The organism is Bacillus sp. FSL W8-1127 (genome assembly GCF_038006725.1).
Lineage (GTDB): Bacteria > Bacillota > Bacilli > Bacillales > DSM-4216 > Bacillus_O > Bacillus_O smithii.
The window spans coordinates 664,746-690,239 of record NZ_JBBOVU010000001.1 but is presented as its reverse complement, the minus strand read 5'-3'; the positions used below and the strand labels follow the sequence as shown (position 1 = coordinate 690,239).

Sequence of the window (25,494 nt, the reverse complement as noted above, 5' to 3'; positions counted from 1 at the left end):
AAAGAGGCCGACCTTTAAGTTCGCCTCTTTTTTTGTACTTTTTAATCTTGCAACAAACTATAGAGAACGGCTTTCTGAGCATGCAAACGATTTTCCGCTTCTTGGAAAACGATGGATGACGGCCCATCCATAATGTCCGCTGCTACTTCCTCTCCTCTGTGAGCCGGTAAGCAGTGCATAAATTTACAGTCCGGCTTAGCATATTGGAAAAGTCCTTGATTTACCTGATAAGGAATAAATATCTTCTTTCGTTCTTCCTGTTCTTTTTCCTGTCCCATACTGACCCACACATCTGTGTAAATAAAATCAGCCTCTTTCACTGCTTCTTTCGGATTTTCCAAATAGGTTATACAAGCTCCCGTTTTTTCTGCCAATGCTTGTGCTTTTGTCATGACTTGCGGGTCAGGCTCGAATCCCTTTGGAGTCGCCACAACACATTCCATTCCTGTCAAAGCCGCCCCTATCATTAAAGAGTGGGCAACATTGTTTCCATCTCCTACATATACTAACTTGACCCCTTTCCACTCTCCTTTCCATTCGTAAATCGTCAACAAATCTGCAAGCGCTTGACAAGGATGTGATAAATCCGTCAATCCGTTGATGACAGGAATGTCGGCTGCTTTCGCCAGCGCCTCGATTTTGTCATGTCCGAACGTCCGGATCATGATCCCATCCAGATATCTCGACAATACTTTTCCTGTATCCTCGATTGTTTCTCCTCGTCCTATTTGAGTATGCTGCGAATCCAAAAACATTCCATGCCCCCCGAGCTGGATCATGGCAGCTTCAAAAGAGACTCTCGTACGGGTCGAATTTTTTTCAAAAATCATCCCGAGAATTTTCCCTTTTAAACTTTCAGAATAAGCGGAAGGATTTTTTTTCATATCAGCTGCTAATTCTATAAAATAAGAAATTTCATTCGGAGTAAAATCAGCAAGAGTCAGTAAATCTTTTCCTTTCAATTGTTCGGCTGTCACCGTATGAACGATTGCCATTTATAAACACTCCCTTTCCAATGTACTATCCTTTTTTGAAACTTTTTTAATTGATCATGTCAATATTAAAAACTTTCGTAAAATAAAAACCTTTATAATTAATATTTATACACAATAAAGAATTAAAATACAATCATAAATATCGCTATTGCAAAAAATTTATTTATATAATAAAATCAAAATGCATTGTTCGTAAGTTTCATGTTAAGATTATAAGTGAACGTAACATTTTATTAGCAACTCAATAGTCCACGAGGTGAAAGATTCATGAAAAAGAAAATACCAATGCGTGATACTCTAACAGTCAAAACAAGTTTTGTCCTTCCACCGGATACAAACCAACATGGTACTTTATTCGGCGGAAAGTTGATGGCATACATAGACGATATCGCCTCTATAACCGCAACTAAATTTGCAAGAAGACCGGTTGTAACTGCTTCAACGGACTCCGTAGATTTCCTTAAACCAATTAACAGCGGTGACTCTGTGACATTAGAAGCTCGAATCACATATACTGGTCGGACAAGCATGGAAGTATTCGTAAAAGTAACATCCGAAAATTTATTAACGGGTGAAAAAGCAGTTGCGGCTCTCTCTTTCTTAACTTTTGTTGCCCTTGATGAAAACGGAAAACCGACAGAAGTGCCTGAAGTGGTTCCGGAATCTGAAGAAGAAAAATGGCTGAATGAAACAGCTCTCAATCGGGCAGAACATCGGAAAGCACGGAAACTTCACAGCCAAGAACTAGCTGAATTTTTCTCCAAAATGGAATAAGTAATTTTTCAAAAGGCCGGAATTCTCCAATCCTTCAATCTTGATACTATACTACACTTGCTCTCCGCTCACATTTCTACGAGGAACTCCGGCCCTTTCCTTTTTTTTTTCGGCTCCTCCAAAACCGTGAAACATAGTCCTACAATCCTCCTAAGTCGGAATAAGCTCATTAGATTTATAGAATAGTCCGATTTTCATTCTTTAAAAATGGCATTTCAAAATGATAAATGCCTCTATTAACGTAAACACGTCCTGAAGAAAACTTGAATGGCGAAATTCTGCTGCGACATTCTTTTACATAAAGTTACAAAGATTAAGTTTTATAAACAACAGCAAGCACATTCCCCCCTCCCCTTATGTCGAAAATGCTGATAGATTCGTTCATCCCGCCATTGTTACAAATCTTCTACATTTGTAACAACATATTTTGACAATAAAACCCATATACTTTTCAACAAAAAAACTTGTATACTTTTATAGGATAAAGACGATATGATTCTTCTGAACATGCGTCAAATTTGTTTGGCTTATTCGAAATGGAGGTATAAAAGGTGCTTTCTCAAGATATTGGAATTGACTTAGGCACGGCCAATACCCTTGTATATAGTAAAAATAAAGGAATTATTATAAACGAACCCTCTGTAGCAGCGATTGATATACATACGAAACAATTATTGGCAATAGGTTCAGAAGCAAAAAAAATGATCGGAAAAACCCCCGCCAACATTTCCGTTATTCGTCCATTAAAAAATGGGGTTATTGCTGATTTTGAAGTGACAACGGAAATGCTAAAAAGCATCATGAAAAAAGTGAACAAAGCGCTTGGAATCACCTTGCGAAAGCCGAATGTCGTGATCTGCGCCCCATCTGGAGCGACAACAGTCGAAAAAAGAGCGATTGAAGACTCTATTCGAAGCTGCGGAGCGAAAACCGTCCATTTGATTGAAGAACCGATTGCAGCGGCCATCGGAGCAGATTTGGCGGTAGATGAACCGATTGCTAATATGATTGTCGACATCGGTGGAGGCACTACTGAAGCGGCCATTATTTCCTATGGCGGAGTGGTGTGCAGCAATTCGATTCGAATTGGCGGAGACAAAATGGACGAAGATATCATTCAATATGTACGGAAAGAGTACAACCTGTTAATCGGCGAACCGACCGCAGAAATGCTGAAAAAAGAAATTGGATATGCGCCCATCGATCATAATATCCAAGAAATGGAGATTCGCGGAAGGGATTTAGTAACGGGACTCCCCAAAACGATTACTATTACTTCCTTAGAAATTCAGAAAGCGATAAAGGAAACCGTTTTACAAATATTAGAAACAGTTCGTGCTACGCTGGAAAATTCACCACCGGAACTTAGCGGTGACATTGTTGACAGAGGAATTATTTTAACAGGAGGAGCTTCCCTGCTGAACGGTTTAAAAGAATGGTTGGCAAGCCAGATGATTGTCCCCGTAAACCTCGCACCAAGTCCGCTCGAATCAGTCGCCATTGGTACAGGCCGGTCTTTGCATGTCATCCCTCAGTTAAAAAAAGTAAAAAATTAACGCTTGTTAAAGAAGTCTGCCTCCGAAAAAGCAGGCCCTCATCCCTCCTGCTTTTTCGGAGGCAGACTTTTTTTCGATCTTATTAAGCCCCTCATATAAACCTTCTTTAGACCGCCGGAGATAAGACTTTTCTGATTTCTTTTCTTCAGGATGAATGATTTCAGCTAGCTTTTGAACACGCGATCTGCCAAAAATTCTCTTGACCGCTGCCTGAAGAAAAGCTATTATTAATTTAATAAATCTGAAAATACGAAAAAAATTTCATAGATTTCTTATCAAGAGAGGTGGAGGGACTGGCCCGATGAATCCTCAGCAACCAGCCGAATTGGCCAGGTGCTAAATCCAGCAAACTTTCGAGTTTGGAAGATAAGAAGGATCATTTTGGACATCATCCATCAAAAGCCTTCTTACGGAAGGCTTTTTTCATTTTATCCGTAATGAGAGGAGGAATACGCATGGGATTTTTGGATCGATTGAAAACAGAGATTTTAACAGCCGATGGCGCAATGGGCACGCTCCTCTATTCATATGGAATTGACTATTGTTATGAAGAATTGAATATTGCCAAGCCAGAAATCATTTCAAAAATACATGAAGAGTATATTCTTGCCGGGGCCGATGTCATCCAAACCAATACTTACAGTGCCAACGCTGTAAAACTGCGTCGTTACGGACTGGAAGAAAACGTCAAACAAATAAATAAAGCGGCTGTCCGTCTTGCCAAACAAGCAGCGGCTGATCATGGAACGTTTGTTTTCGGTACAATTGGGGGCATTCGCGGCTTCCGTAAAGATACCTGCTCACTGGCTGATATAAAAGAGGCCTTCCTAGAACAGGCAGAAAGTTTATTGAATGAAAATCCAGACGGACTGCTTCTCGAAACTTACTATGACTTTGAAGAATTGACAACCGTCTTAAAAATAGCTCGAAAATTAACAAACATTCCAATTATCGCTCAAGTGTCCATGCATGAACCCGGTGTCCTTCAAAACGGTCTATCTCTGAATGAAGCTCTCCACCGTTTGGAAGATCACGGGGCAGATCTGGTGGGTGTGAACTGTCGACTTGGACCTTACCATATGATACAAGCACTTGAAAAAGCTACATTGCCCAAAAAAGCGTATCTTTCCGCTTATCCTAACGCCAGCCTGCTGGATGTGAAAGACGGCCGAGTGATCTACGAATCGGAAGCCGAGTATTTCGGAAGAGCGGCGGTAAAATTGCGCAATCAAGGAGTCCGTCTTATCGGGGGATGCTGCGGCACAACGCCGAAACATATTGAAGCCGTCAAAAAAGCATTATCAGGTCTTTCTCCCATTCATCAAAAATCGGTGAAACCCGAAAAACCGATCATTGTAAAAGAACCACCGGCACCGCTCGATCCCCCTCTTCACGAACTAGCGAAGAAAAAACGGACGATTATCGTAGAATTGGATACTCCGAAACATTTGGATACTTTTCAATATTTTCAAGGGACTCAAGTACTTAAAGAAGTCGGAATCGACGCGATTACAATGGCCGATAATTCGTTGGCTTCACCGCGGATCAGCAACATGGCAATGGCAGCTTTAGTAAAGGCCAACCAGCGTATTCGCCCGCTCGTACATATAACCTGCCGAGATCGCAATTTAATAGGACTGCAATCGCATTTGATGGGCCTCCACACCCTAGGTATTCATGATATTCTTGTCATTACAGGCGATCCGACAAAAGTGGGTGACTTTCCCGGTGCCACAAGCGTATACGACGTTTCCAGTTTGGAACTGATTTCATTAATTAAGCAATTGAACAACGGGATTTCTTTTTCCGGGAAACCATTAAAACAAAAAACTCATTTTTCCGTTTCCGCTGCTTTTAATCCGAATGTCCGCGTACTGGAAAAAGCAGTCAAACGGATGGAAAGAAAAATAGAATGCGGAGCCGATTCGTTTATCACACAGCCGGTTTTTACAAAGGAAAAAATAAAAGAAATTTACGAAGCAACGAAACATTTAAATGTCCCTATTTTCATCGGAATTATGCCATTAACAAGCCTCAAAAACGCAGAATTTTTGCATAATGAAGTGCCAGGCATAAAATTATCCGATGAAATTATAGAACGAATGAGAGCATTCGACGGAGATAAAGAAAAATCCCAGCAAACGGGGATTGAGATCGCAAAAGAATTAATCGATACTGCTCTTCGGTATTTTAACGGAATTTATCTCATTACTCCTTTCCTTCGTTATGAAATGACAGCCGATTTGGCTCGCTATATTCGGGAACAAGATGCAAAAAAGGGAGAGACTGTACATGCCGAAATTACAACATCCAATTGAACACGAACTAGAAAAAAGAATCCTCATCATCGATGGAGCAATGGGAACTATGATTCAGCAAGCCGGCCTTACACCGAACGATTTCGGAGGCGAGCAGTATGATGGCTGTAATGAATATTTAAACATCACAGCCCCTCACGTGGTTGAATGGATTCACCGCTCTTATTTGGAAGCCGGTGCCGATGTTATTGAAACCAACTCATTTGGCGGAACACCGCTTGTTCTGAATGAATACAATCTCGGCGATAGAGCTTATGAAATTAACCGCCGGGCAGCCGAAATCGCCAAAAAAGCTGCCGCCGAATTTTCAACACCGGAAAAGCCGCGTTTTGTGGCTGGTGCTATGGGGCCTACGACCAAAACGTTATCTGTAACCGGCGGCATCGATTTTGAATCGCTCAGCCATCATTTTGAAATCCAAGCAAGAGGTCTGATTGACGGCGGCTGCGACCTTCTCCTTCTTGAAACCAGCCAAGATATGCTCAACGTGAAAGCCGGTTTTCTCGGCATCCAAAGAGCTTTTAAAGCAACGGGGAAAACTCTTCCTTTGATGATTTCAGGCACGATAGAACCAATGGGGACTACATTGGCCGGCCAAAACATCGAAGCTTTTTATCTCTCTTTAGAGCATATGAACCCTTTGTCTGTTGGATTGAACTGTGCAACAGGACCGGAATTTATGACGGACCATATCCGTTCGCTCTCCGGGCTGGCTCAATCATTTGTCAGCTGTTATCCAAATGCGGGATTGCCGGATGAAGAAGGAAAATATCACGAAACTCCAGAATCCTTATCCAAAAAAATTGCCGGTTTTGCTGAGAAAGGATGGCTAAATCTAGTGGGCGGCTGCTGTGGAACGACACCAGAGCATATTCGAGCGATCAGCGAAGCCGTCAAACCATACCCGCCCCGAAAACGGCCGAATCAGCCCCACGGCCATGCCGTATCAGGCATCGAACCACTTATTTATGATGATTCGATGAGGCCTCTTTTTATCGGTGAAAGAACGAATGTCATTGGTTCTAGAAAGTTCAAGCGGCTGATTATCGAAGGAAAATATGAAGAAGCGTCCGAAATTGCCCGCGCCCAAGTCAAAGGCGGCGCCCACGTAATCGATATCTGTCTTGCCAATCCGGATCGAGACGAACTAAGCGATATGGAAAATTTTATAAAAGAAGTAGTTAAAAAAGTAAAAGTCCCGCTTGTCATCGATTCCACAGATGAAAAAGTCATCGAAAAAGCCCTTACCTATTCACAAGGCAAAGCGATCATCAACTCGATCAATTTGGAAGACGGCGAAGAACGATTTGAAAAAGTCGTTCCTCTGATCAAAAAATACGGTGCAGCGGTGGTGGTCGGCACCATTGACGAAAAAGGAATGGCCGTGACAAGAGAACGAAAATTAGAAATCGCTGAACGATCTTATGATTTATTAGTTCATAAATGGGGACTTCAACCGGAAGATCTCATTTTTGATCCGTTAGTTTTTCCCGTGGGAACCGGGGATGAACAATATATAGGATCAGCACAGGAAACGATCGAAGGAATCAGGCTAATCAAGGAAAAACTGCCGCGCTGCTTGACCGTTCTTGGCATCAGCAACGTCTCTTTCGGCCTTCCTCCCGTCGGACGAGAAGTATTAAACGCCGTTTTTCTCTACCATTGCACCCAGGCGGGGTTAGATTACGCCATCGTCAATACCGAAAAGCTGGAGCGCTATGCATCTATTCCGGAAGATGAAAGACATCTGGCCGAAAAACTGCTGTTTGAAACCAATGATGACACACTGGCTGCTTTTACCGCATTTTACCGTGACAAAAAGAAGGAACATAAAGTTCAAGAACTTCCGAAAACAGTAGAAGAACGTCTTCGCTATTATATAGTCGAAGGTACAAAGGAAGGTCTTATTCCTGATTTACAAAAAGCGCTTGAAATCTTTGAAACGCCTCTGGACATCATCAACGGACCATTGATGGACGGAATGGCGGAAGTCGGCCGTCTTTTTAATGACAACCAGTTGATTGTCGCTGAAGTATTGCAAAGCGCTGAAGTAATGAAAGCAGCCGTTGCCTTTTTAGAACCGTTCATGGAGAAATCAGACAATGACAGCGGAAAAGGAAAAGTCTTGCTGGCCACCGTTAAAGGCGATGTCCATGACATCGGCAAAAATTTAGTCGACATCATCTTAAGCAACAACGGTTTTAAAGTCATCGACTTAGGTATTAAAGTAGCTCCTTCTGAACTCATTCAAGCTGTTCAAAAAGAACAACCCGACATTGTCGGTCTTTCCGGTTTGCTCGTAAAATCTGCCCAACAAATGGTGATGACCGTTCAGGATATGAAGCAAGCTGGAATCAACGTACCGGTGCTAGTCGGCGGTGCAGCACTTTCCAGACGTTTTACCGAAACGAAAATATCGCCTGAATACGAAGGACCCGTTTTATACGCGAAAGATGCCATGGAAGGCCTTTCTCTTGCCAACCGTCTGCAAAATGAAGAAGAAAAGCAAGATCTTTTATTGGAGCTTGAAGCCCAGCAAGTCAAAAGAGCAGAAACGGAACGGAAAAAAACATCCATTCAATCAGCCGCTGTTGCGGTCATGGAAAAGACAAATAAAACGGTGCGTCAAGATGTACCGGTCTTTGTGCCAAGAGACACGAAAAAACATCTTTTCGTTGATTATCCCATTGCGTATTTGAAGCCTTACATTAACTTGCAAACATTGATCGGCCACCATCTTGGTTTGAAAGGAAAAGTAGACAAAATGCTTGCGCAAGGCGACGAAAAAGCAACGGCGTTAATGGAAATGATCGATGATTTTCTTTTCTCAGGTATTTTAAAACCTAAGGGAATGTATCAGTTTTTCCCGGCCCAATCGGATGGAAATGATGTGATCATTTATGATCCCGCCGATCAAAAGACGGTGATAGAACGTTTTTCCTTCCCTCGTCAAAAGAAAGAACCGTATCTTTGTCTTGCCGATTATTTAAAACCAAAAGAAAGCGGATTGATGGATTATGTCGGTTTGTTCGTCGTCAGCGCCGGATTTGGTGTTCGTGATAAAGCGAATGAATGGAAAGCAAAAGGAAAATTTTTAGCAAGCCATGCGCTGCAGGCGACAGCGTTGGAACTGGCAGAAGCGTTTGCCGAACGCCTTCACCAAGAAATGCGTGATTTCTGGGGATTTCCGGATCCAACTGATTTTACTATGAGAGACAGATTTGCGGCCAAATATCAAGGACAACGTTATTCTTTTGGTTATCCGGCCTGTCCGAATTTAGAAGATCAAAAGAAATTATTTAGCCTACTTCAACCGGAAGAAATAGGAATACGTTTAACCGACGGCTATATGATGGAACCGGAAGCTTCCGTGTCTGCGATTGTTTTCGCCCATCCGGATGCCCGCTACTTTAATGTAGAATCATGAATATTTCCCGCCTCTTTTCTCCATATTAAAAAGAAAAGGAGTTGGGAATAAATGGCGAAAGGCAAGGCGCAAGGATCATCCTCTTATCCCTAAACAGCCGGCAAATGGCATCCATTCTGATATCAATGAATACGCTCCGGGAGACTCCGTCAATGAGCATTCGGATCAAGAAGCTGCCAATGAACTAATCGGCAGATCAGAAATCGGCCAGCAAAATGAAAATTTGTAAAAGAAACAGCTTCCGGTAGTTTCCGGAGCTGTTTTCTTAATGAACATGGCCGCATATTCGTCTTTTTTTCACAAACCCAAAACTTCTTTTCCGCTTCCCTACCTTAGGAACATTCCCCCCTTTTTTCCCGTTCATTCACGAAAACTATTCATTCCTTTTTATTTCCGCTAAAATAAAAGAGTATCAAATCATAACCGGGAGGGGTTCATTATGTCATTATTGGATGACATTCTATCATTTAACGAGAAGTTTGTTGAAAATAAAGAATACAAAAAATACGAAACATCCAAATTCCCAAATAAGCGGTGCGTCATTTTAACTTGTATGGATACACGTTTAGTAGAACTGCTTCCGAAAGCGCTGAACATAAAAAACGGCGATGTCAAAATGGTGCGCAGTGCCGGCGCTCTTGTAGACGAACCTTTCGGAATGGTCATGAAAAGCTTACTAGTAGCTGTTTACGAACTGCAAGCGGATGAAGTATTCGTGATCGGCCATTACGATTGTGGAATGGGTGCATTAAAAAGCAAAACCATCTTGGCGGATATGAAAGAACGCGGCATTAAAGAAGAAACGTTCTCGACATTAAAACACGCTGGAATCGATCTTGATCACTGGTTGAACGGGTTTGAAAGCGTAGAAAAAAGCGTATCGGAAAGCGTACATATGATTAAACGGCACCCGTTGTTTGCAAATGATATTCCTGTTCACGGACTAGCCATTGATCCATCAACAGGAAAACTAGATTTGATTATTAACGGCTACGAAAATGTTTGAACAGAAGCAGCTCTTTTATTCGAATAACCATTTGCCTCAGCGTTTTTCAAAATAAATGGTTGGCAGTCGGGGATCTTTCTCCGGCTGTTTAGGTTTCAATCCGCTCTCTTACAGATCAACCATTTCGATCCATTTGTTCACCAAAATATGTTATCCTAAAGAGAAAGAAGCTCAAGAAAAAGTCTTAATCAATCAGCTCCATGTTTGGAGACATTGTGTTTATGGAAATCCAAGGACAGCTATCAATTGAAGGAGAGCGATCCTCATGGTTTTGAAAGACCGCTGGAAAATCGTCGTATTGTACGACGGCTGGTGCGGACTTTGCACTGGTGTTGCCGATAAATGGTCCAAACTTGATTGGTTCTCGTTAATCGAATTTCGGTCCTTTCGCGATCATTATCAACAGGAACATATTGCGCTTGATAAACTGGCGACAGAAATGCATGCTCGGCTGAAAAACGATTTTCGATATGTAAAAGGGTTTGACGCATTTTGGCTAATGGCCAAAAGAACGCCATCTTTATGGTTATTTCTTCCATTTTTCTATATTCTGAAGGCTAGCGGATTAGGCGAATGGGCGTACAAAAAGATCGCCAAAAAAAGAAAAATCGTTCCAGATTCGCTTTGCCATGGCGACGTTTGCGAAAGACCCTCTAAAGGAGACGCTTAAATAAACCTCCCCCATCTCTTCATGTCGGTAGTATTTCGAATCGGCGTTTTATTGATGATTATTCTTTTCCTAAATTATTCGGAATGTTTAATTGGCCTTTTACCCAAAAGAACCATCCGCTATAGGTTGACGTTTCTCCTAAATATTTATCATTCCTTTTTCAAATGCTTTTCTTGTTACCCCAGCCGGATCCAAAATGAGTGCTTTGAAAACATTCTTTTTATTTTTTAGTAATTTAGTAACTAATCGAAAATAATTTTCAATCCCAAACCGGCAGGAAATTCATGTAAAATAACGTTAGATATCCCCCCATTATCTTTCGAAAGGAGCGACGCGGCATGGCGTTTATGTGGTTTACGGTCATTGGCTTTATCGTCATTTTCATCGGCTTTTTCGGCAGCTTTCTGTTCCATGAACTCCGCCAAGTGCTCAATTCCAGTGATGCTTCACGCATAGATAAAATTCCTGAATCATCAAGAAACATAAAGAGTATGTGAAGAAACTATACGGGAAGCCGATTTCATTTTTATTAATACCAAACTCGGCTTTCCTTGTTCTTGTTTTCCAGAACCAAATCGATTTCATTCAGGAATTCCTTTCAACTTCTCATGAGAAAACCACAAAATCAGAAATTGATTGAATCCTATTCTGTCAACAGGATCCACCCATCTATGCAAAAGGCCAACCGTTTAGGAAAAATGATGAAAACATTCCTTACACGGAAGACAGAAAACGAGGTAGATCAAGCTTGTTTTCAATCGATTTTTTGCCCAACAAACAGCTAGGCTCTTCTGTTGCCCCAGTTCATTTCGGAAAGAGAACTTTGCTTTTTTGAAAAAGAAATGTGCAGCTTTTTATATATGGTGGTGTAATGAAGAAAAGCAAGCAATACTGCTTCAATATTCATGCCGATAATGACTCCGGCCATCTGCAAGTGACTGTTTGATCCAAGCCAAAAAATAAATAAATTGGAAATGAGTGTTGACCATACCGAATGATAAAATGCGTCTTTCACTAAATTCATGCCAATTAAAAAAGCCTGCATAGGGATCGCCAAATAAAAAAATAAAAAATAAGGGATCATCAACTGCAAGTAGTAATAAGCCAGCAAAGAAGTGCCAAATAGTTTCGTTAACGCTCCGCCGTAAAAATACAAAACAAACGATACAGCCAATCCGTACAGCATAGTGATGACAATAACATGTTTCAATAGTCCTTGCAATTTGCCGATTTCCCCTCTAGTATATGCTTCGGAAACAGTCGGAACGAGCATGACGAGCAAAGAATGAGCGATAAAAGCGGGAAAAAAACCGATCGTCGACGCAACTCCAGCCACCATACCGAATTGTGCCGTAGCCGTTTTCTCTTCAACACCTCCCAACATTAAAGCATATGAAATGAGAAAAGGCTGAATGGCATTAATCACCGAATTAAAAATGCGCATCCCCGTAGTCGGCAATGAAATTCCCAATAACTTTTTGGTAACGGTTTTTCTCGCCATTTCTTTATAAGGAATATTTTTCATCTGCCTCATGTAGAGAACATAGGCACGCATAAGATATAAAAACACCACTATTTCACTGGCTATCAATGTTCCCAACGCTACTAATATCGATGTTTCCCGATCAAAATCAAAAAAGCGGTATACAACGACCAGCAATAGCAGCTGAAAAAACTTTCGCACAAAATTGGCGAACGCAATCTTTCTCATTTGCTGTATTCCCATGAAATATCCTCTTGCAACAGAAGTAAAGGAAATAACGGGAATGAGAATAAGCGTCAGCCAACGAATCATCGGATGGTAACCGTGAAAAACGGGAAAAAACGTAAAAACAATCACAGCGGACAGCATTAAAACACTGGTGGTAACCGTCGCCAGTCTCATGGCATGCTGGAGAGTACTCCTATGATACTCCCTCTGTAGTTCCGCAATATATTTGGAAACAGAAACAGGCAGTTCTAAGCTGGCAATTACGACAAAAAGAAATACGGAAGGCAAAATCGCCATGTATTTCCCCATCCCAATTTCACCAAGTTCTTTTGTCAACACCATATTCGTTAAAAATTCAAGCGTCTCCCCAAAAAATGCTGTCACTGCCAGGATCAATGTTCCTTTAAAAAATGAAGTCATACGTCCTCTCCTTCTCTAACCCCTGTCCACTATTGAACATATGACCGCAAATAGAAAAAAAGAACAGCTGTCCAAAATCTATCAATCTATGATCCGAAGAAAGTTGTGTAGTGGCCCCTTTCGCTTTTAATACATATGAAATCGAATATTCACAAATGGTTCTATTTTTGAACCAACTGCTACTCTTTGGTGTGAAAGTGTATAAAAAACAAACGGATAATCTTCCTGATGTCTAATACACAAAAAAGAAAGCCCGCATTTCAGCGGACTTCCCACTTTCTTCAGTTTTGTTTCACAGTAAAGGTTTATGATCCCGTTATAATACCCGCCATTGACATGGACCACTTGACCTGTCACATAACTGGAATCATCGGATGCCAAAAAGACGTAAGCGGGCGCTAATTCAAAAGGCTGGCCAGGTCGACCCATCGTCGTGTCTTTTCCAAATTTGGTCGCCACATATTCCGCCGAGTAGCTGGAAGGGATCAACGGTGTCCAAATTGGTCCGGGAGCAACCGCATTCACTCTAATCCCTTTTCGAACTAAATTTTTGGCAAGGGCCCGTGTAAATCCTACAATCGCTCCTTTTGAAGCCGTATAATCCAGCAAAAGATCGTTTCCTTCATACGCAACCACAGAGGCTGTATTGATAATGGAGCTTCCTCTTTTCAAATAATACAGCGCCGCTTTTGTTAAATAAAAAAAAAAAGAATAAATATTTGTTTTAAACGTCAAATCCCATTGTTCCGACGTTATATCAAGAAGGCTATTCTGCGGAAATTGAACAGCATGGTTATTGACTAAAATATCAAGTTTTCCAAACGCATCAACCGCTTTACCGATTACTTCGCGGCAATGCCTTTCATTTTTCAAATCTCCCGGAATCAAAAGACAGCGACGTCCGGACTCTTCGATTTTTCTTTTTGTACGAAATGCGTCTTCGTTTTCATATTCAGCATAATAGGCGATGACTACATCCGCTCCTTCTTTTCCAAACGCAATGGCCGCAGCCGCTCCGATTCCGCTGTCGCCTCCGGTGACAACCACCGTCTTATTCTTTAATTTCCCGCTTCCTCTATAATCCGGATCATCTACCGTTGGCCGCGGAATCATAAGCGATTCGACGCCAGGCTGAATCGGCTGATGCTGTGGCGGAATACCGAATATTTCACCCTTATTCCTTCTCCAATCCGTTTCTGGACTGAATAGTCGGCGATCATAGGGATGTCCGTACATCATCATCAATCCCCCATTCCATAGGCTGTTATCTTAGTTTATGACCGACCGGAAAAAGAGTGACCGCCAAAAGAAGCCTTATACAAGCGGACGTGGAGACAATACTACTCCATCTTCGTCAGCATACACATAATGACCTGGAACCCATTCTACTTCCCCGAAATGAAGAACAATATCCCGTTCCCCTTTTCCTTCTTTTTTACTTTTCACCGGAATGCTTCCTATTGCAAGAACCCCAATTTCTAGTTCGGCAAGATCGGCGGTATCCCGCGCGCAGCCATTAATGATCACACCCGCAAGCTCACGATTTTGGGCAATTTCACCTAAGCGGTCTCCCAACAAAGCACAGTTCCGAGAGCCACCCCCGTCCACTACGAGTACACTCCCTTTCGGAACGGATTGAAGCGCTTCCTTCACTAAAACATTATCCTCAAACACCTTTACCGTTGCGATCGGGCCTGAAAAACGCTTTTTTTTGCCATAAGAATGAAAGGCCAATTTGCATGCTTGCAGCTCTTCATTGAACTCATCCCAAAGATCGGCTGTTTTAAATGTCATTTCCTTCACCCCTAAAATTATGTAATATTCTTTATAATTCGACATTTTTGAGAAAATTCCTTTTATGGACAAAAAAATAAAAGCCAATCAGCAAGAAAAACATTAAATCTCTAATTCTCCCATGATCATAAGAGCTTGAATGGCCAGCAGAAGATGAAAATTGCCGACGGGATCGCGAAGTTCTTGATCAAGCAATGTTTCAATTTTATGAATGCGGTATCTTAAACCGCTAACGGATAAAGATAAATCAGCAGCCGTTTGTTCCAAATTCCCCCCATTTATTAAAAAAGAGTAAAGAGTACGAACTAGCTCGACATTTTTATCATCGTTTTCCATTAATTGTCCTAAATATCGGACAGCGATTTTTTTGATTTCTTCTTCGTTATGGGAATTGATTAACGGCCCGATAACGCCAAGTGATTCAAACGTAACGAATCGGCCGTGATTGGTAGCCGTTTTCAATGCCACCAAAGCCTCTCTGTACGCTTCTCTTGCACATAAAATATCTTTCGTTTTCGTGCTGATTCCTCCATAAAATTCGATCATGATAAACCTATTAGAAAGCGATCTCAACAAAGACTGAACGAGTCCCTCAATATCATCTTTTTTCAATTGTTCCTCCGTAATAAGGAGCACAATACTTTTCGCTCTTTGTCCGATTAACACATTTAAGCGGCGGAAGTTAAAGAATTCAGATATTTCTTCCATTATTTTGGCATAATATTCGAGTTCGAGATTGCTGTGTTCATTTTTAAATCTATACTTGATCACGCCGATATAAAAAGGGAGCGATAAATCAAGATGGATAAAGCTTCCTTTCGTGATTAAATCTCCTTTCGATTGATGATGGCCGCTAATGATCTCTTCTAAAAAATATCCTTTTAATCTTTCAAAGGATTCAAATTCTGTTTTTTCATTTAATAGTCTTAGAGAACAAACAGAAGCCACACGTTCAATCACCATTTGCGCAATCGTGGGGTTATACTGGCTGCGATCGTAAAAAATAAACGAACAATAGCCAAAGACTTGATCTTGCAAAAAAACGGGGGCCGTAAGCCGAAAATAATGATGAAAGGGAATGACCTTTGTCGTTTGATGAAAATCGATAGTGGAATGGCCATGATAATGATCCTTCACATATTGACAAAATTCATGCGATATGATCACCAAAGATTCCGGAGAAAGCCCTTCATAAGCCAAAGTCTGGAAACTTATGTTCTCTAATACAATAGGTATTCCCACCAACTCGTAAACTTTCTGAATAATCGATTCCAGCCCGTTGCCTTTCATAATCTCTTTTGTCAGTTCATTATGAACCTTTGTTGCAAACGTTAATTGGTTCCGTTCTTCTAAAAGCTTTTCATATGTGAGTTCCAGTTCTTTCACTATGGGAGGGTCATTTAAATATTGTTGCATCTCCATACTTTCTTCTTCTCCCCAGTGAGAAAGCGTTTTGCCCATCCAACGGCATTCCTTTTCTCCAGTCCCTAAACAGCTGATTTCTTTAAAAAGCACCATTTCTCCGACTACTTCGGATACATACCCGCTGGCGTATCCCGTTAGAGTAAAACAAACCGGATATTTAGATGGTCCAAACAAACGCACATGGTCCTCCGCTTCAAAAGAATTCTTCCAAATCCCCTCCATCAAAATGACCCGCCGTCCATTTTCGTCTTTCGCTTGAAGATGGAGCGTTTCCGCATCGACATGCCCTTTCATCGAGTGCAAAAACGGTCCATACTGTATAATCTCTTCCAAAGAATGGTCAGCATATTTTTTTAACTCTCTTGCATCTTCTTTGCCGAGTTCCCAGCCGTGGCGAAAAAAAATCCTTTCATTCTTTCCAATCCGATATTTCGAATTAAATCTTTCCTTAAAGAACTAAAAGATTTTGTAGTGACGATAATGGAGCGGTTTTCGCCCATATACAGCAAATCATTCTTCAATTTCAGCTTCAATTTTTCCAAAATCGTTTTTTCCACAATCACCCTGTTCCACCTTCTTTTTAAAGCTAATTCAGCTTCTATAGGACTGTACGCATACGTTTTGCAAAGAAGAGCATACCCTTGTTCGCGTTCTTCATCAGATAAAGCGTCTTTTGAGCAAACATCGACTTCATAGTCGCCTTTTAACACTTTTACTTTGCATAAACCACAGCCGCCGCTGGCACACCCAAATGGCAAATAAACGCTTTGAGAACGAGCCGCTTTCAGCAAATCTTTATCTTCAGGGCATAAAAACGTTTTTCCACCAATCATAATTCGATGCATTTATTCCCACCCCTTTTTTATTCCGGATTTTCCATCTATTTAAACAGAACATGATCGTCCGCATATGGATTCAAATCATTCGCAACCAACGAGCATGCGATCCTTTTTAGCCAACGCTCCGGATATGATGAATCTCTTCTTTTTACTTAATGGATAAAGGGAAGTTATGACGAAAAAACGAGCAGCCCACTATCAGGCAGTTATTCATCAACCGTCCATAGTGAGCTCCGAATAAAATGGACATCCGGTTTCCTCATCAGGGATATCTCGTTTTTTAAGCGCTTTCATTTTGTTTTCTTTTTCCTCGGCATTTTATGCGAAAATCAATCGCTGCTATTCATTCATTGATCGGAGTGCCTGACTTAAGTTAAGGCCTTGTTGAACGATTCTACTAATTCACGGCGATGATAAAAAATTCCTGTGCCGATTTTGTCTTCAGTCCAAGTAATCGTTGGAAAATCAGTATATGCCATGTATCCGCTTGCAAAAGCTTCGTTTCGGTTTCCGGACGGATCAAAAAAGTATACAGTTTGGCCGCGAGTAATGCCGTGGCGAGTCGGGATCACTTCTATTTGGATTTCATTTTTTGAAAGAATATCAGCGGCTTTCAACACTTCATACCAGTTATCCACATAAAATCCGGCATGGTGGAACTTGGCGTCAGGCCCTTTCACAAAAGCTAAATCATGGGCTTTATTGGTCGTGGAAAGAAAGCTTCCTACTAAATCTTCTCCATCCACGCTGATGATTCTCTCGCTTTGTTTAAATCCAAGAACCTCTGCAAAGAATCTTGTAGCCGTTTTCAAATCATCCCCTGTTAGCAGCGCATGATCCAGTCGATGAGGAGCAATTCCCTTTAAACCTTCCGGCCATGGATCCGGATTGACGGAACCGGTTTTGACTCCGACAAATTCCATATCTGTGTAGAGCTCCATCATATGTCCGGTCGGAATTTGAAAACGGACTGCTTCTCCTTCCGCTATCCTTGATCCTTTCGGCACTCGAGTAAGTGTACAACCGAATTGTTCGATTTTATGCTCCAGTTTTTCCAGTTCATAAACATCTTTCACCTTAAAGCCCATATGATCCATGCCGGCAGAGTCCGATTTTTGCAAAATAATGCTGTGATGATCATATTCGTCCCATGCTTTTAAATACACACGGTTTTCATCTCTAGCGGTTACTTCCAAACCGATCACATTCGTATAATAATCCACAGATTTTTCTAAATCATAAACCCGAAGCTCCAGTCTCCCTAATCTTATAATTCCATTTCCATTCATCTTTTTCTCTCCTTTCCAACTTCATTTTACGGAACTTGATTCTCTTAAAAAGTTTAAAGCGGCTTCACAGCACAATCGGTCTTCCTCTTCTGTACCTCCGCTCACTCCAATCGCTCCTGTCAACTTTCCCTCTACCCAAATAGGGTATCCACCACCGAAAATGACGAGATTTTCAGTATGAACGATTCCTAGTTTTAAACTCGGCTCATCTTTAAGCTGTTCATACCATTCATGCGTGGGAATCCCGAACGCAGCGGCTGAATACGCCTTATTTTGAGAGATTTTAATGCTTAAAATAGGCGCTCGATCCATGCGGGAAAAAGCGATGAGATTCCCGCCTTGATCCACCACCGTAATATTGACGGCAATTTGTAATTCTTCTGCCTTTTTTTGCGCTGCTTGAATCAAATTCCAAGCCAGTTCATTGCTGATTCTTTTTTCATCTAGAAATCCCGTCATCCTTTCCCCACTTCCTTTTGAATATCAAAGTTCCTTATGCTATTAGCCATCGCGAACAAAAAATTATAAATATTAAAAATATTCAAAATATTAATTCGATTATATTTTACTGTCTAATCGTTTTGAAAACAACAGCAGAAACTGTTTAAATATTTCAGATTATTCAAATCCTTCTGTTGGTTTTAAAAGTAAGATACGATTGAAATAGATTCTTTCCTATCGCTTTGCCGCCATTTCATTTTCCAATTTTCGATATTTTCCACTCCAGAAAACCAGCGGCTCTTTCTCCTCGACCACTATTCCGACCACTTCTCCGATGAATAATATATGATCTCCCGCCTTCACTTCATCCACAACTTTGCAAGCTACTTGAGCTGCCGCCCCTTTGATTACCGGTTGATCTTCTAGTCTTTCAAATTCTACAGGTGCCTTTTCTTTTAATTGGCCGGCAAAATTCATGGACAATAATTGTTGATCTTCCGCCAAAATATTCACAGCATACCGTTTCGTTTGTTGGATCTTTCGAAGCATTTGTGCTTTTTCTGCGATGGATATAACCACGAGCTTGGGGTTGAGCGATACAGACATAAAGGCATTTGCCGTCATTCCGTGGATTTCCCGATCGATTTCCGTCGTCACCACCGTCACTCCGGTAGCAAATTGGCCCATTGCATTGCGAAACAAACGATCATCCATTTCTATTCACTCCTTCTATAAATTGAAAATGATTCACTTACAAATTCCTAGTTTCCACCGCTTGTTTTGGATTCATCCACGTTTCATTGACCCAACCGTTCAGATCATAGTCGCTGAGCGCTGAATCGACAAACGATTTAAACTTAGCAGAGTCGCCGATCGCATCGGCAATTTTTAACGTTTCCAGACGAATCGCCTCATGATTGCCGGCATAATTGATTTCATATAATTCATGTCGGCCTCCAAATTCGCTTAAGATCGAATCCCAAACCAGCTTTAATAATTTGACTCTTTCTTCAGCGCTGATCCCTGATCCCCGATAATAACGATCGAGATACGGGCGGATTTCCGGATTTAAGAAGTCATTGGCGCCAGACGGCAATTGAATTAATCCTCCGGCAACCACCTGTTCAAAAATCTGTTTCACCCTTGGCCAAACCATTGGAGCGAGAACACGATAAGCGGCACCATACGATAAATTAGGAACGACAATTCCATTTTTTCGTTCGCAATTGGCGGCCATCGCAGTCGAAATGGCCCAAAACATATTACGGAATGCCAGCACTTCTCCGATATTTGCCTGCACGCCCCTGAATTTGTTTGTTCCGGCAGCTTCTGTCGCTTTCATTAAAAGCCCGGCCATAAAATCCAGCTTTACCGCAAAGCGAGTGCATCCTTGGAACGTAAAGCGATTGACAAATCCCGTTTCAACGAAAAATCCGTTTGTTACTTTTAAATTGTTGTATGTCAGTACGTTCTCCCATGGGATGAAAACATTATCAAGCACAATCACAGCATCATTTTCATCGAAGCGGCTTGAAAGTGGATAGTCAAACGGCGATCCTGATTTTTTGGCTGCGAGCTCGTAAGACTGGCGGCTGATCATTTTGACTCCGGGAGCATTCATTGGCACAAAGAATATGAGAGCATGGCTGTAATCGTTATCCCCCAAATCTTGACCGTAGTTGGAAACAAAATTATAGTGCGTTAAAGCTGCACCTGTCCCTACCATTTTGGCACCGCTTACAACAATGCCGTCATCACGCTCTTTCACGGCACGTACAAATACATTCTTATTTTCATGAAGAGGTTTGGAACGATCGACTTGAGGATTCACAATGGTATGATTAATAAACGGAACTTCTTTTATGGTTTTTTCGTACCAGTGGCGGGCGCTATCTTCAAATCCTTCATAGTAGTCGGCAAACGCTCGTAAATTGGCAGTAAAAGAGGCTTTATAGTCCGGTGTTCGGCCCATAAATCCATAATTCAGTTTAGACCACTCTGCGATCGCATCCCTTGCTCCAATTAAATCATCGGCATCTTTCGGTTCTTTAAAAAATTTATGGGTTCGGATTCCTTCTTCGGTTACCGTCGTCAATATCGGCTGCTGTTTTTCGTCATGAAGAGCATCATACATCCGCGCGATCGATCGGGCTGAGTTTTGGTAAGCAGGATGTTCCGTTACATCATCAATTTTTTCTCCGTTTAAATAAACCACTCTGTTGTCTCTCAGACTTTCCATGTATTCTTTTCCATTCATCATAATGATTCACTCCTCCTGTTTTTTCATCATTTTTTTCGTATGCCAAGAAAACTTGGTATTGATTTCATCTTAATCATTCAAACAAATAGAAACAACAGCATTTGCTGACTAAAAAAATCCGTTTTTAAAACAGCAACGTGTAAGGATTTTTTCCTATCAATTCCATTCTATTAACATTGAATAACGGTCATCGTTCAGCGCGCCAAACCAAAAGGACTTACATGACCATTCCCGATTTAAATGGTGGAGGACCACTGAACGCATCATCTTCCCCACCTTTTCAACCTTTCTAAAAAAGTGTTTATCTGTACCATCGTCATGCTTTCCGGCAGCTTTTCATTTAAAGACATTTTATATAAACACTCACCTCATTTTTACATTCGCCATAGTATAAAGGGAGTAAACGTTGGGGAGGTAGTCTATATGGACACAAATAACGATCCATCCACCAGACTTTACAGACAAGTGGACAAATTCGTACAAAAAATTGAAAAAGCCATAAATGGACAATATAGCGCCATTCAATGTTATGCCAAGTTAGCCAACATGGCTCCGACAAAAAAGGAAAAAGCTAAAATTTTGGAAATTCGCAGCGATGAAGTCAGACATTATCAACGATTTACACAGTTATATATCCATCTGACCGGCAAGCAGCCCAGTCTAAAAAAACCGGAAGAATGTCCGAGTACCTATGTGGAAGGATTAAAATATGCTTTGGAAGATGAACAAAATACAGTCGACTTTTACCTGGATATAATGGAAAAAAGTATGGATCCGTATATAAAAGAAGTGTTTCGACGTGCAGCTGCAGATGAACAAAATCATGCGGTTTGGTTTTTATACTTTTTGGTCACGAATAAAGGATAGACGTTCTAATCCATTTCGGTAATATTTTTAATGGGCGAAACGTGCTAACCTTTCAGTAGATGAAAGTTATTTCCAACCGATCATGGATCATATTCTTAAATCAATGATAATGGCCGAAATCCGTACCCAAATAAAAAGGTATGGCTGTCAATAAACAGGAGTTCTACTGTTATTGATACAAAAGCCATACCGTTTGAACATTTCTTTTTATTCCCAAATATACGGTGTCTCTTGGTACACATAATAGTTCAGCCAATTGGAGAAAAGCAGATGAGCGTGAGAACGCCAAGTATTGCGCGGCTGTTTATTAGGATTGTCATTAGGAAAATAATGTTCCGGAATATGAATATCAATCCCTCTTTGTATATCGCGTTTATACTCTTCCGCCAGCGTTTCAGTTTCATATTCCAAATGTCCGGTAATCATAATATGCTTCGCATCCTTCGAAATAATGAGAAGAGGTCCAGCTTCTTCTGATGACGCCAGCAGAAGCAAGTCAGGATGTTCTAAGATTTGCTGTTTCTCAACGTCCGTGTAGCGAGAATGGGGAGCTGAAAACACGTCGTCAAACCCGCGGACAAGTTTGACAGTCGGATAATGTATGGTATGTTCATAAATACCCAAACATTTTTCGGGTAATTCAAACTTTTCAATACCATAATGGTAATACAGAGCCGCCTGTGCTCCCCAGCAGATGTGCAGTGAAGATGTAACATTGGTTTTGGACCATTCCATAATTTCCGTTAATTCTTCCCAATAATTCACCTCTTCGAATTCCATCGTTTCTACCGGGGCCCCTGTAATAATCATCCCATCATAACGACGATTTTTAATTTTCGAAAAAGTTGTGTAAAACTGGTCCAAATGATGCTTACTTACATTTTTGGATTTATGTGTGGCCGTATGTAAGAAGGTAATATTGACTTGAATCGGCGTATTTCCCAGAAGTCTCAGAAGCTGTGTCTCTGCCTTCTCTTTTTCCGGCATCAAGTTCAGAATCACAATATTAAGCGGCCGTATATCTTGAGTACGAGCCCTTTCGTCATCCATTACAAAAATATTCTCTTTCTCTAAAATCTCTCTTGCTGGCAATTCTTTTGGAATATTAATAGGCAATCGGCACACCCTCCTGTTTCGAGTACTTTCACTAAATTATAATACAAGAAAGCCAAACGGGAAAGAAAAGGATTTTTTCGAATCATAGGAAAAAGGTCCATGATCTTTTTCTCCTGATATTCAGACACAAAAGAGTATGCCGAAACCTGAAACGAAACGTGATCTCTCCGTAAAAAGCCATCTAAGAAGAGAAATCACGTTTCACATTATTTCATTTCAGTTTTAGCTTCTTTAACGCATCCGCAAGTGCGGTATTGACAGGTTCTTCTTTTGCTTGATTTTTTAAATAACGCGCCACGTCTTTTTTCGAAGCTTGATTTTGTTTTTCTTTTTTTCTTCTTTCGTTAAAGGTCGCCCATTTTTCTTTAAACCCGCAATTCATACAGACAAAGAGCTGCCCTTCGCCTTCTCCTCGGAGCTCTAGTCGCTTATGGCATTGCGGACAGCGCGCATTTGTTAATTTGGAAATTTGTTTTCGATATCCGCATGTTCTGTCTTGGCAAACGAGCATTTTCCCCTTTTTCCCGTTCACTTCCAAAAGCAGCTTTCCGCACTCTGGACATTTTTTTCCTGTCAGGTTATCATGTTTAAATTTCTTATCACTCTGTTTAATTTCTAACGTCACACCTTTGGCATAGGTGCGGATTTCACGTAAAAAGGCTTGCTTCGACAGCTTTCCTTTAGAAATCGCCTCTAGTTTCTGCTCCCATTCGGCGGTTAAGGCTGGCGATTTTAATTTGTCAGGGACAAGATCCAAAAGCTGTTTTCCTTTTGAAGTGATATGAATATCTTTTCCTTTCTTTTCAATTAAAAAAGTATGAAACAGCTTTTCGATAATATCCGCTCGTGTCGCAACCGTCCCTAATCCACCTGTCTTCCCAAGAGTTTGAATCAAATCTTTTCTTTTGTTTTCCATATATTTAGCCGGATTTTCCATCGCTGATAAAAGCGTGCCTTCATTAAACGGAGCAGGCGGTTTGGTTTCTCCTTCCGTTGGCTGAAGATCGATGACAGGAATCCACTCTCCCTCACGGAGTTCCGGAAGCAGCTGATCTTCGTCTTCTTCGTCATCTATTTCTTTTCCATATATTTCTTTCCAGCCTATCGAAAGCACTCTTTTCCCTTTGGCTGTAAAGATCTCATCGCCAATACGTGCTTGAATCGATGTTTGTTCATATTCAAACGGCGGGTACAGGACCGCCAAGAATCGTTTGACAATCAAATCATAAATTTTCCGCTCTTTGTCGCTTAGCTGATCCAAATTGGGCATTTCTTCTGTCGGAATTAAAGCATGGTGGTCAGATACCTTTTGGTCATTTACAAAAGAAGCGTTGCCTTTGATCGGACGAACTAATAACCGTGCTGTAAAAGTGGAGTAAGGTCTGACGCTGACCGCATCCACACGCTCTTTCAACGTTCCCACAATATCGCTTGATAAATACCGTGAATCCGTCCGTGGATAAGTGACCAGTTTATAGCGTTCGTAAAGCCGCTGCAAAACGGAAAGAGTTTCTTTTGCTGAAAATCCGAATCTATTATGGGCGTCGCGCTGCAATTCCGTTAAATCATACAATGCAGGCGGATAACTTTTTTTATGTGTTTTTTTCACAGAAATGATTTCTGCCTTTTTCCGGGCTAATTTCACCAAAATGGCATCGCGTTTTTCTTTGGAAAACGTCTTTTGATCTTTTGATCGAGAGTCTTGCCATGTCAACGCAAAATGGTCCGTAACCGCTTTGATGCCAAAAAATCGCTCTGGAACGAATGACTTGATTTCTTCTTCTCGGCGAGCAATCATGGCAAGCGTCGGTGTTTGAACACGTCCGCAAGAAAGCTGGGCATTAAATTTTGTCGATAGTGCTCTAGTGGCATTGATTCCGACAAGCCAATCCGCTTCTGCCCGAGCTACAGCGGAAGCATATAAGTTTTCATAATCTTTTCCGTTCCGCAAATGCCGGAACCCCTCTTTGATCGCTTTATCGGTGACAGAAGAAATCCATAAACGTTTTATCGGCTTTTTTACTCGAGCTTTTTCAATAATCCATCGGGCGACTAGCTCTCCTTCCCGACCGGCGTCCGTTGCGATGACAATCTCTTTTATATCTTTTCGATTCATCTGCGTTTTCACTGTTTGAAACTGTTTGCCCGTTTTTTTGATCACGACCAATTTCAATGTTTCAGGCATAATCGGCAAATCTTCTAATCTCCATGTTTTATATTGGTCATGGTAAACTTCCGGATCAGCCAGCGTCACTAAATGACCTAAAGCCCAAGTGACGACGTAATGGCTGCCTTCCAAAAAACCGTTTCCTTTTTTCTTACAGTTAAGAACCCTCGCAATGTCCCTCGCTACCGAAGGCTTTTCTGCTAATACCAAGGTTTTCATGAATTGCATCCTTTCTTGCGGTCAAAGTGATATAGTATATGTATCATACCACCAAACAAGCATGGAGACAATGAAGCAAGATTTTACGAAAGTCCTCCTATAACAATGCTTTATGGCAATCGTATATCTTAAGAATTTTTATCAGCTTCGAAAAACGAAATGCTCCTCTCGGCAACAGCGCCTTGCCATCATTACATAGT

Annotated in this window: 18 protein-coding genes, 2 pseudogenes and 1 riboswitch; of the genes and pseudogenes, 7 read left to right on the top strand and 13 right to left on the bottom strand. The window is 41.2% G+C overall.

Going from position 1 to position 25,494, the window contains the following annotated elements; all coding sequences use genetic code 11:
* Positions 1-41 precede the first annotated feature (41 nt).
* Entirely contained in the window at positions 42-995 is a 954-nt protein-coding gene (argF, locus tag NST12_RS03220; RefSeq protein WP_327803470.1) for an ornithine carbamoyltransferase, read from the bottom strand.
* A 267-nt stretch (positions 996-1,262) separates the two neighbouring features.
* Here argF and NST12_RS03215 point away from each other — a divergent pair, with 267 nt between their 5' ends.
* From NST12_RS03215 to NST12_RS03190, 6 genes are all read left to right on the top strand, one after another.
* Positions 1,263-1,769 (top strand): acyl-CoA thioesterase, encoded by a 507-nt coding sequence (locus tag NST12_RS03215; protein WP_048622707.1) that lies wholly within the window; start codon positions 1,263-1,265, stop codon positions 1,767-1,769.
* 551 nt (positions 1,770-2,320) lie between these two features.
* Positions 2,321-3,325 (top strand): rod-share determining protein MreBH, encoded by a 1,005-nt coding sequence (mreBH, locus tag NST12_RS03210; protein WP_048622706.1) that lies wholly within the window; start codon positions 2,321-2,323, stop codon positions 3,323-3,325.
* 269 nt (positions 3,326-3,594) lie between these two features.
* Positions 3,595-3,698: riboswitch (SAM riboswitch) on the top strand.
* Positions 3,699-3,780: 82 nt separating this feature from the next.
* Positions 3,781-5,643 carry a bifunctional homocysteine S-methyltransferase/methylenetetrahydrofolate reductase gene (locus NST12_RS03205; RefSeq protein ID WP_341028524.1) on the top strand — a complete coding sequence of 621 codons (1,863 nt, stop codon included), beginning with the start codon at positions 3,781-3,783 and terminating at the stop codon, positions 5,641-5,643.
* The gene (metH, locus tag NST12_RS03200; protein ID WP_341028522.1) at positions 5,618-9,070 is read left to right on the top strand and encodes a methionine synthase; all 3,453 of its coding nucleotides are present in this window, start codon (positions 5,618-5,620) and stop codon (positions 9,068-9,070) included. The genes NST12_RS03205 and metH overlap by 26 nt, the downstream gene beginning before the upstream one ends.
* A 439-nt stretch (positions 9,071-9,509) precedes the next feature.
* Positions 9,510-10,076 (top strand): beta-class carbonic anhydrase, encoded by a 567-nt coding sequence (locus NST12_RS03195; protein WP_048622703.1) that lies wholly within the window; start codon positions 9,510-9,512, stop codon positions 10,074-10,076.
* 265 nt (positions 10,077-10,341) lie between these two features.
* Entirely contained in the window at positions 10,342-10,746 is a 405-nt protein-coding gene (locus NST12_RS03190; RefSeq protein ID WP_341100213.1) for a thiol-disulfide oxidoreductase DCC family protein, read from the top strand.
* A gap of 242 nt (positions 10,747-10,988) precedes the next feature.
* Here the strand turns inward: NST12_RS03190 and NST12_RS03185 are convergent, their stop codons facing one another.
* The 10 genes and pseudogenes from NST12_RS03185 to NST12_RS03140 form a co-directional block, all read right to left on the bottom strand.
* The gene (locus NST12_RS03185; RefSeq protein ID WP_341100211.1) at positions 10,989-11,159 is read right to left on the bottom strand and encodes a hypothetical protein; all 171 of its coding nucleotides are present in this window, start codon (positions 11,157-11,159) and stop codon (positions 10,989-10,991) included.
* 368 nt (positions 11,160-11,527) lie between these two features.
* Positions 11,528-12,877, bottom strand: a complete 1,350-nt coding sequence (locus NST12_RS03180; RefSeq protein ID WP_003353856.1) for an oligosaccharide flippase family protein — start codon at positions 12,875-12,877, stop codon at positions 11,528-11,530.
* 318 nt (positions 12,878-13,195) lie between these two features.
* Positions 13,196-14,116: pseudogene (locus NST12_RS03175) on the bottom strand (SDR family oxidoreductase); the annotation flags it as partial.
* 75 nt (positions 14,117-14,191) lie between these two features.
* Positions 14,192-14,671, bottom strand: a complete 480-nt coding sequence (rraA, locus tag NST12_RS03170; RefSeq protein ID WP_048624374.1) for a ribonuclease E activity regulator RraA — start codon at positions 14,669-14,671, stop codon at positions 14,192-14,194.
* A 102-nt stretch (positions 14,672-14,773) separates the two neighbouring features.
* A complete protein-coding gene (locus NST12_RS03165; RefSeq protein WP_341102112.1) occupies positions 14,774-16,318 on the bottom strand; it encodes a helix-turn-helix domain-containing protein in 1,545 nt (514 codons plus the stop codon).
* A gap of 93 nt (positions 16,319-16,411) precedes the next feature.
* Positions 16,412-16,929 (bottom strand): annotated as a pseudogene (locus tag NST12_RS03160) (2Fe-2S iron-sulfur cluster-binding protein); the annotation flags it as partial.
* Positions 16,930-17,303: 374 nt separating this feature from the next.
* Positions 17,304-18,224 (bottom strand): catechol 2,3-dioxygenase, encoded by a 921-nt coding sequence (locus tag NST12_RS03155; protein ID WP_341028514.1) that lies wholly within the window; start codon positions 18,222-18,224, stop codon positions 17,304-17,306.
* 21 nt (positions 18,225-18,245) lie between these two features.
* Positions 18,246-18,683, bottom strand: a complete 438-nt coding sequence (locus tag NST12_RS03150) for a GlcG/HbpS family heme-binding protein (RefSeq protein ID WP_341028513.1) — start codon at positions 18,681-18,683, stop codon at positions 18,246-18,248.
* 216 nt (positions 18,684-18,899) lie between these two features.
* Positions 18,900-19,379 (bottom strand): flavin reductase family protein, encoded by a 480-nt coding sequence (locus tag NST12_RS03145; protein ID WP_048622695.1) that lies wholly within the window; start codon positions 19,377-19,379, stop codon positions 18,900-18,902.
* Between the two features lie 37 nt (positions 19,380-19,416).
* Positions 19,417-20,925 carry a 4-hydroxyphenylacetate 3-hydroxylase family protein gene (locus tag NST12_RS03140; protein WP_341100207.1) on the bottom strand — a complete coding sequence of 503 codons (1,509 nt, stop codon included), beginning with the start codon at positions 20,923-20,925 and terminating at the stop codon, positions 19,417-19,419.
* A 423-nt stretch (positions 20,926-21,348) separates the two neighbouring features.
* On the opposite strand from NST12_RS03140, the gene NST12_RS03135 reads away from it, so the two are divergent.
* Positions 21,349-21,792: a ferritin-like domain-containing protein gene (locus NST12_RS03135; protein ID WP_048622693.1), complete on the top strand. Its 444-nt coding sequence runs from the start codon at positions 21,349-21,351 to the stop codon at positions 21,790-21,792.
* A gap of 207 nt (positions 21,793-21,999) precedes the next feature.
* On the opposite strand, the gene metA is transcribed toward NST12_RS03135, so the two are convergent.
* Positions 22,000-22,908 (bottom strand): homoserine O-acetyltransferase MetA, encoded by a 909-nt coding sequence (metA, locus tag NST12_RS03130; protein ID WP_003353864.1) that lies wholly within the window; start codon positions 22,906-22,908, stop codon positions 22,000-22,002.
* A 211-nt stretch (positions 22,909-23,119) separates the two neighbouring features.
* Entirely contained in the window at positions 23,120-25,294 is a 2,175-nt protein-coding gene (locus tag NST12_RS03125; protein WP_048622692.1) for a DNA topoisomerase III, read from the bottom strand.
* Positions 25,295-25,494: the final 200 nt, after the last annotated feature.

Coding starts and splice junctions, on each gene's coding strand:
- argF (WP_327803470.1), bottom strand. CDS start 995: ATGGCAATCGTTCATACGGTGACAGCCGAACAATTGAAAGGAAAAGAT.
- NST12_RS03215 (WP_048622707.1), top strand. CDS start 1,263: ATGAAAAAGAAAATACCAATGCGTGATACTCTAACAGTCAAAACAAGT.
- NST12_RS03205 (WP_341028524.1), top strand. CDS start 3,781: ATGGGATTTTTGGATCGATTGAAAACAGAGATTTTAACAGCCGATGGC.
- metH (WP_341028522.1), top strand. CDS start 5,618: ATGCCGAAATTACAACATCCAATTGAACACGAACTAGAAAAAAGAATC.
- NST12_RS03195 (WP_048622703.1), top strand. CDS start 9,510: ATGTCATTATTGGATGACATTCTATCATTTAACGAGAAGTTTGTTGAA.
- NST12_RS03190 (WP_341100213.1), top strand. CDS start 10,342: ATGGTTTTGAAAGACCGCTGGAAAATCGTCGTATTGTACGACGGCTGG.
- NST12_RS03185 (WP_341100211.1), bottom strand. CDS start 11,159: ATGGAACAGAAAGCTGCCGAAAAAGCCGATGAAAATGACGATAAAGCC.
- NST12_RS03180 (WP_003353856.1), bottom strand. CDS start 12,877: ATGACTTCATTTTTTAAAGGAACATTGATCCTGGCAGTGACAGCATTT.
- rraA (WP_048624374.1), bottom strand. CDS start 14,671: ATGACATTTAAAACAGCCGATCTTTGGGATGAGTTCAATGAAGAGCTG.
- NST12_RS03165 (WP_341102112.1), bottom strand. CDS start 16,318: ATGGAGGGGATTTGGAAGAATTCTTTTGAAGCGGAGGACCATGTGCGT.
- NST12_RS03155 (WP_341028514.1), bottom strand. CDS start 18,224: ATGAATGGAAATGGAATTATAAGATTAGGGAGACTGGAGCTTCGGGTT.
- NST12_RS03150 (WP_341028513.1), bottom strand. CDS start 18,683: ATGACGGGATTTCTAGATGAAAAAAGAATCAGCAATGAACTGGCTTGG.
- NST12_RS03145 (WP_048622695.1), bottom strand. CDS start 19,379: ATGGATGATCGTTTGTTTCGCAATGCAATGGGCCAATTTGCTACCGGA.
- NST12_RS03140 (WP_341100207.1), bottom strand. CDS start 20,925: ATGATGAATGGAAAAGAATACATGGAAAGTCTGAGAGACAACAGAGTG.
- NST12_RS03135 (WP_048622693.1), top strand. CDS start 21,349: ATGGACACAAATAACGATCCATCCACCAGACTTTACAGACAAGTGGAC.
- NST12_RS03125 (WP_048622692.1), bottom strand. CDS start 25,294: ATGAAAACCTTGGTATTAGCAGAAAAGCCTTCGGTAGCGAGGGACATT.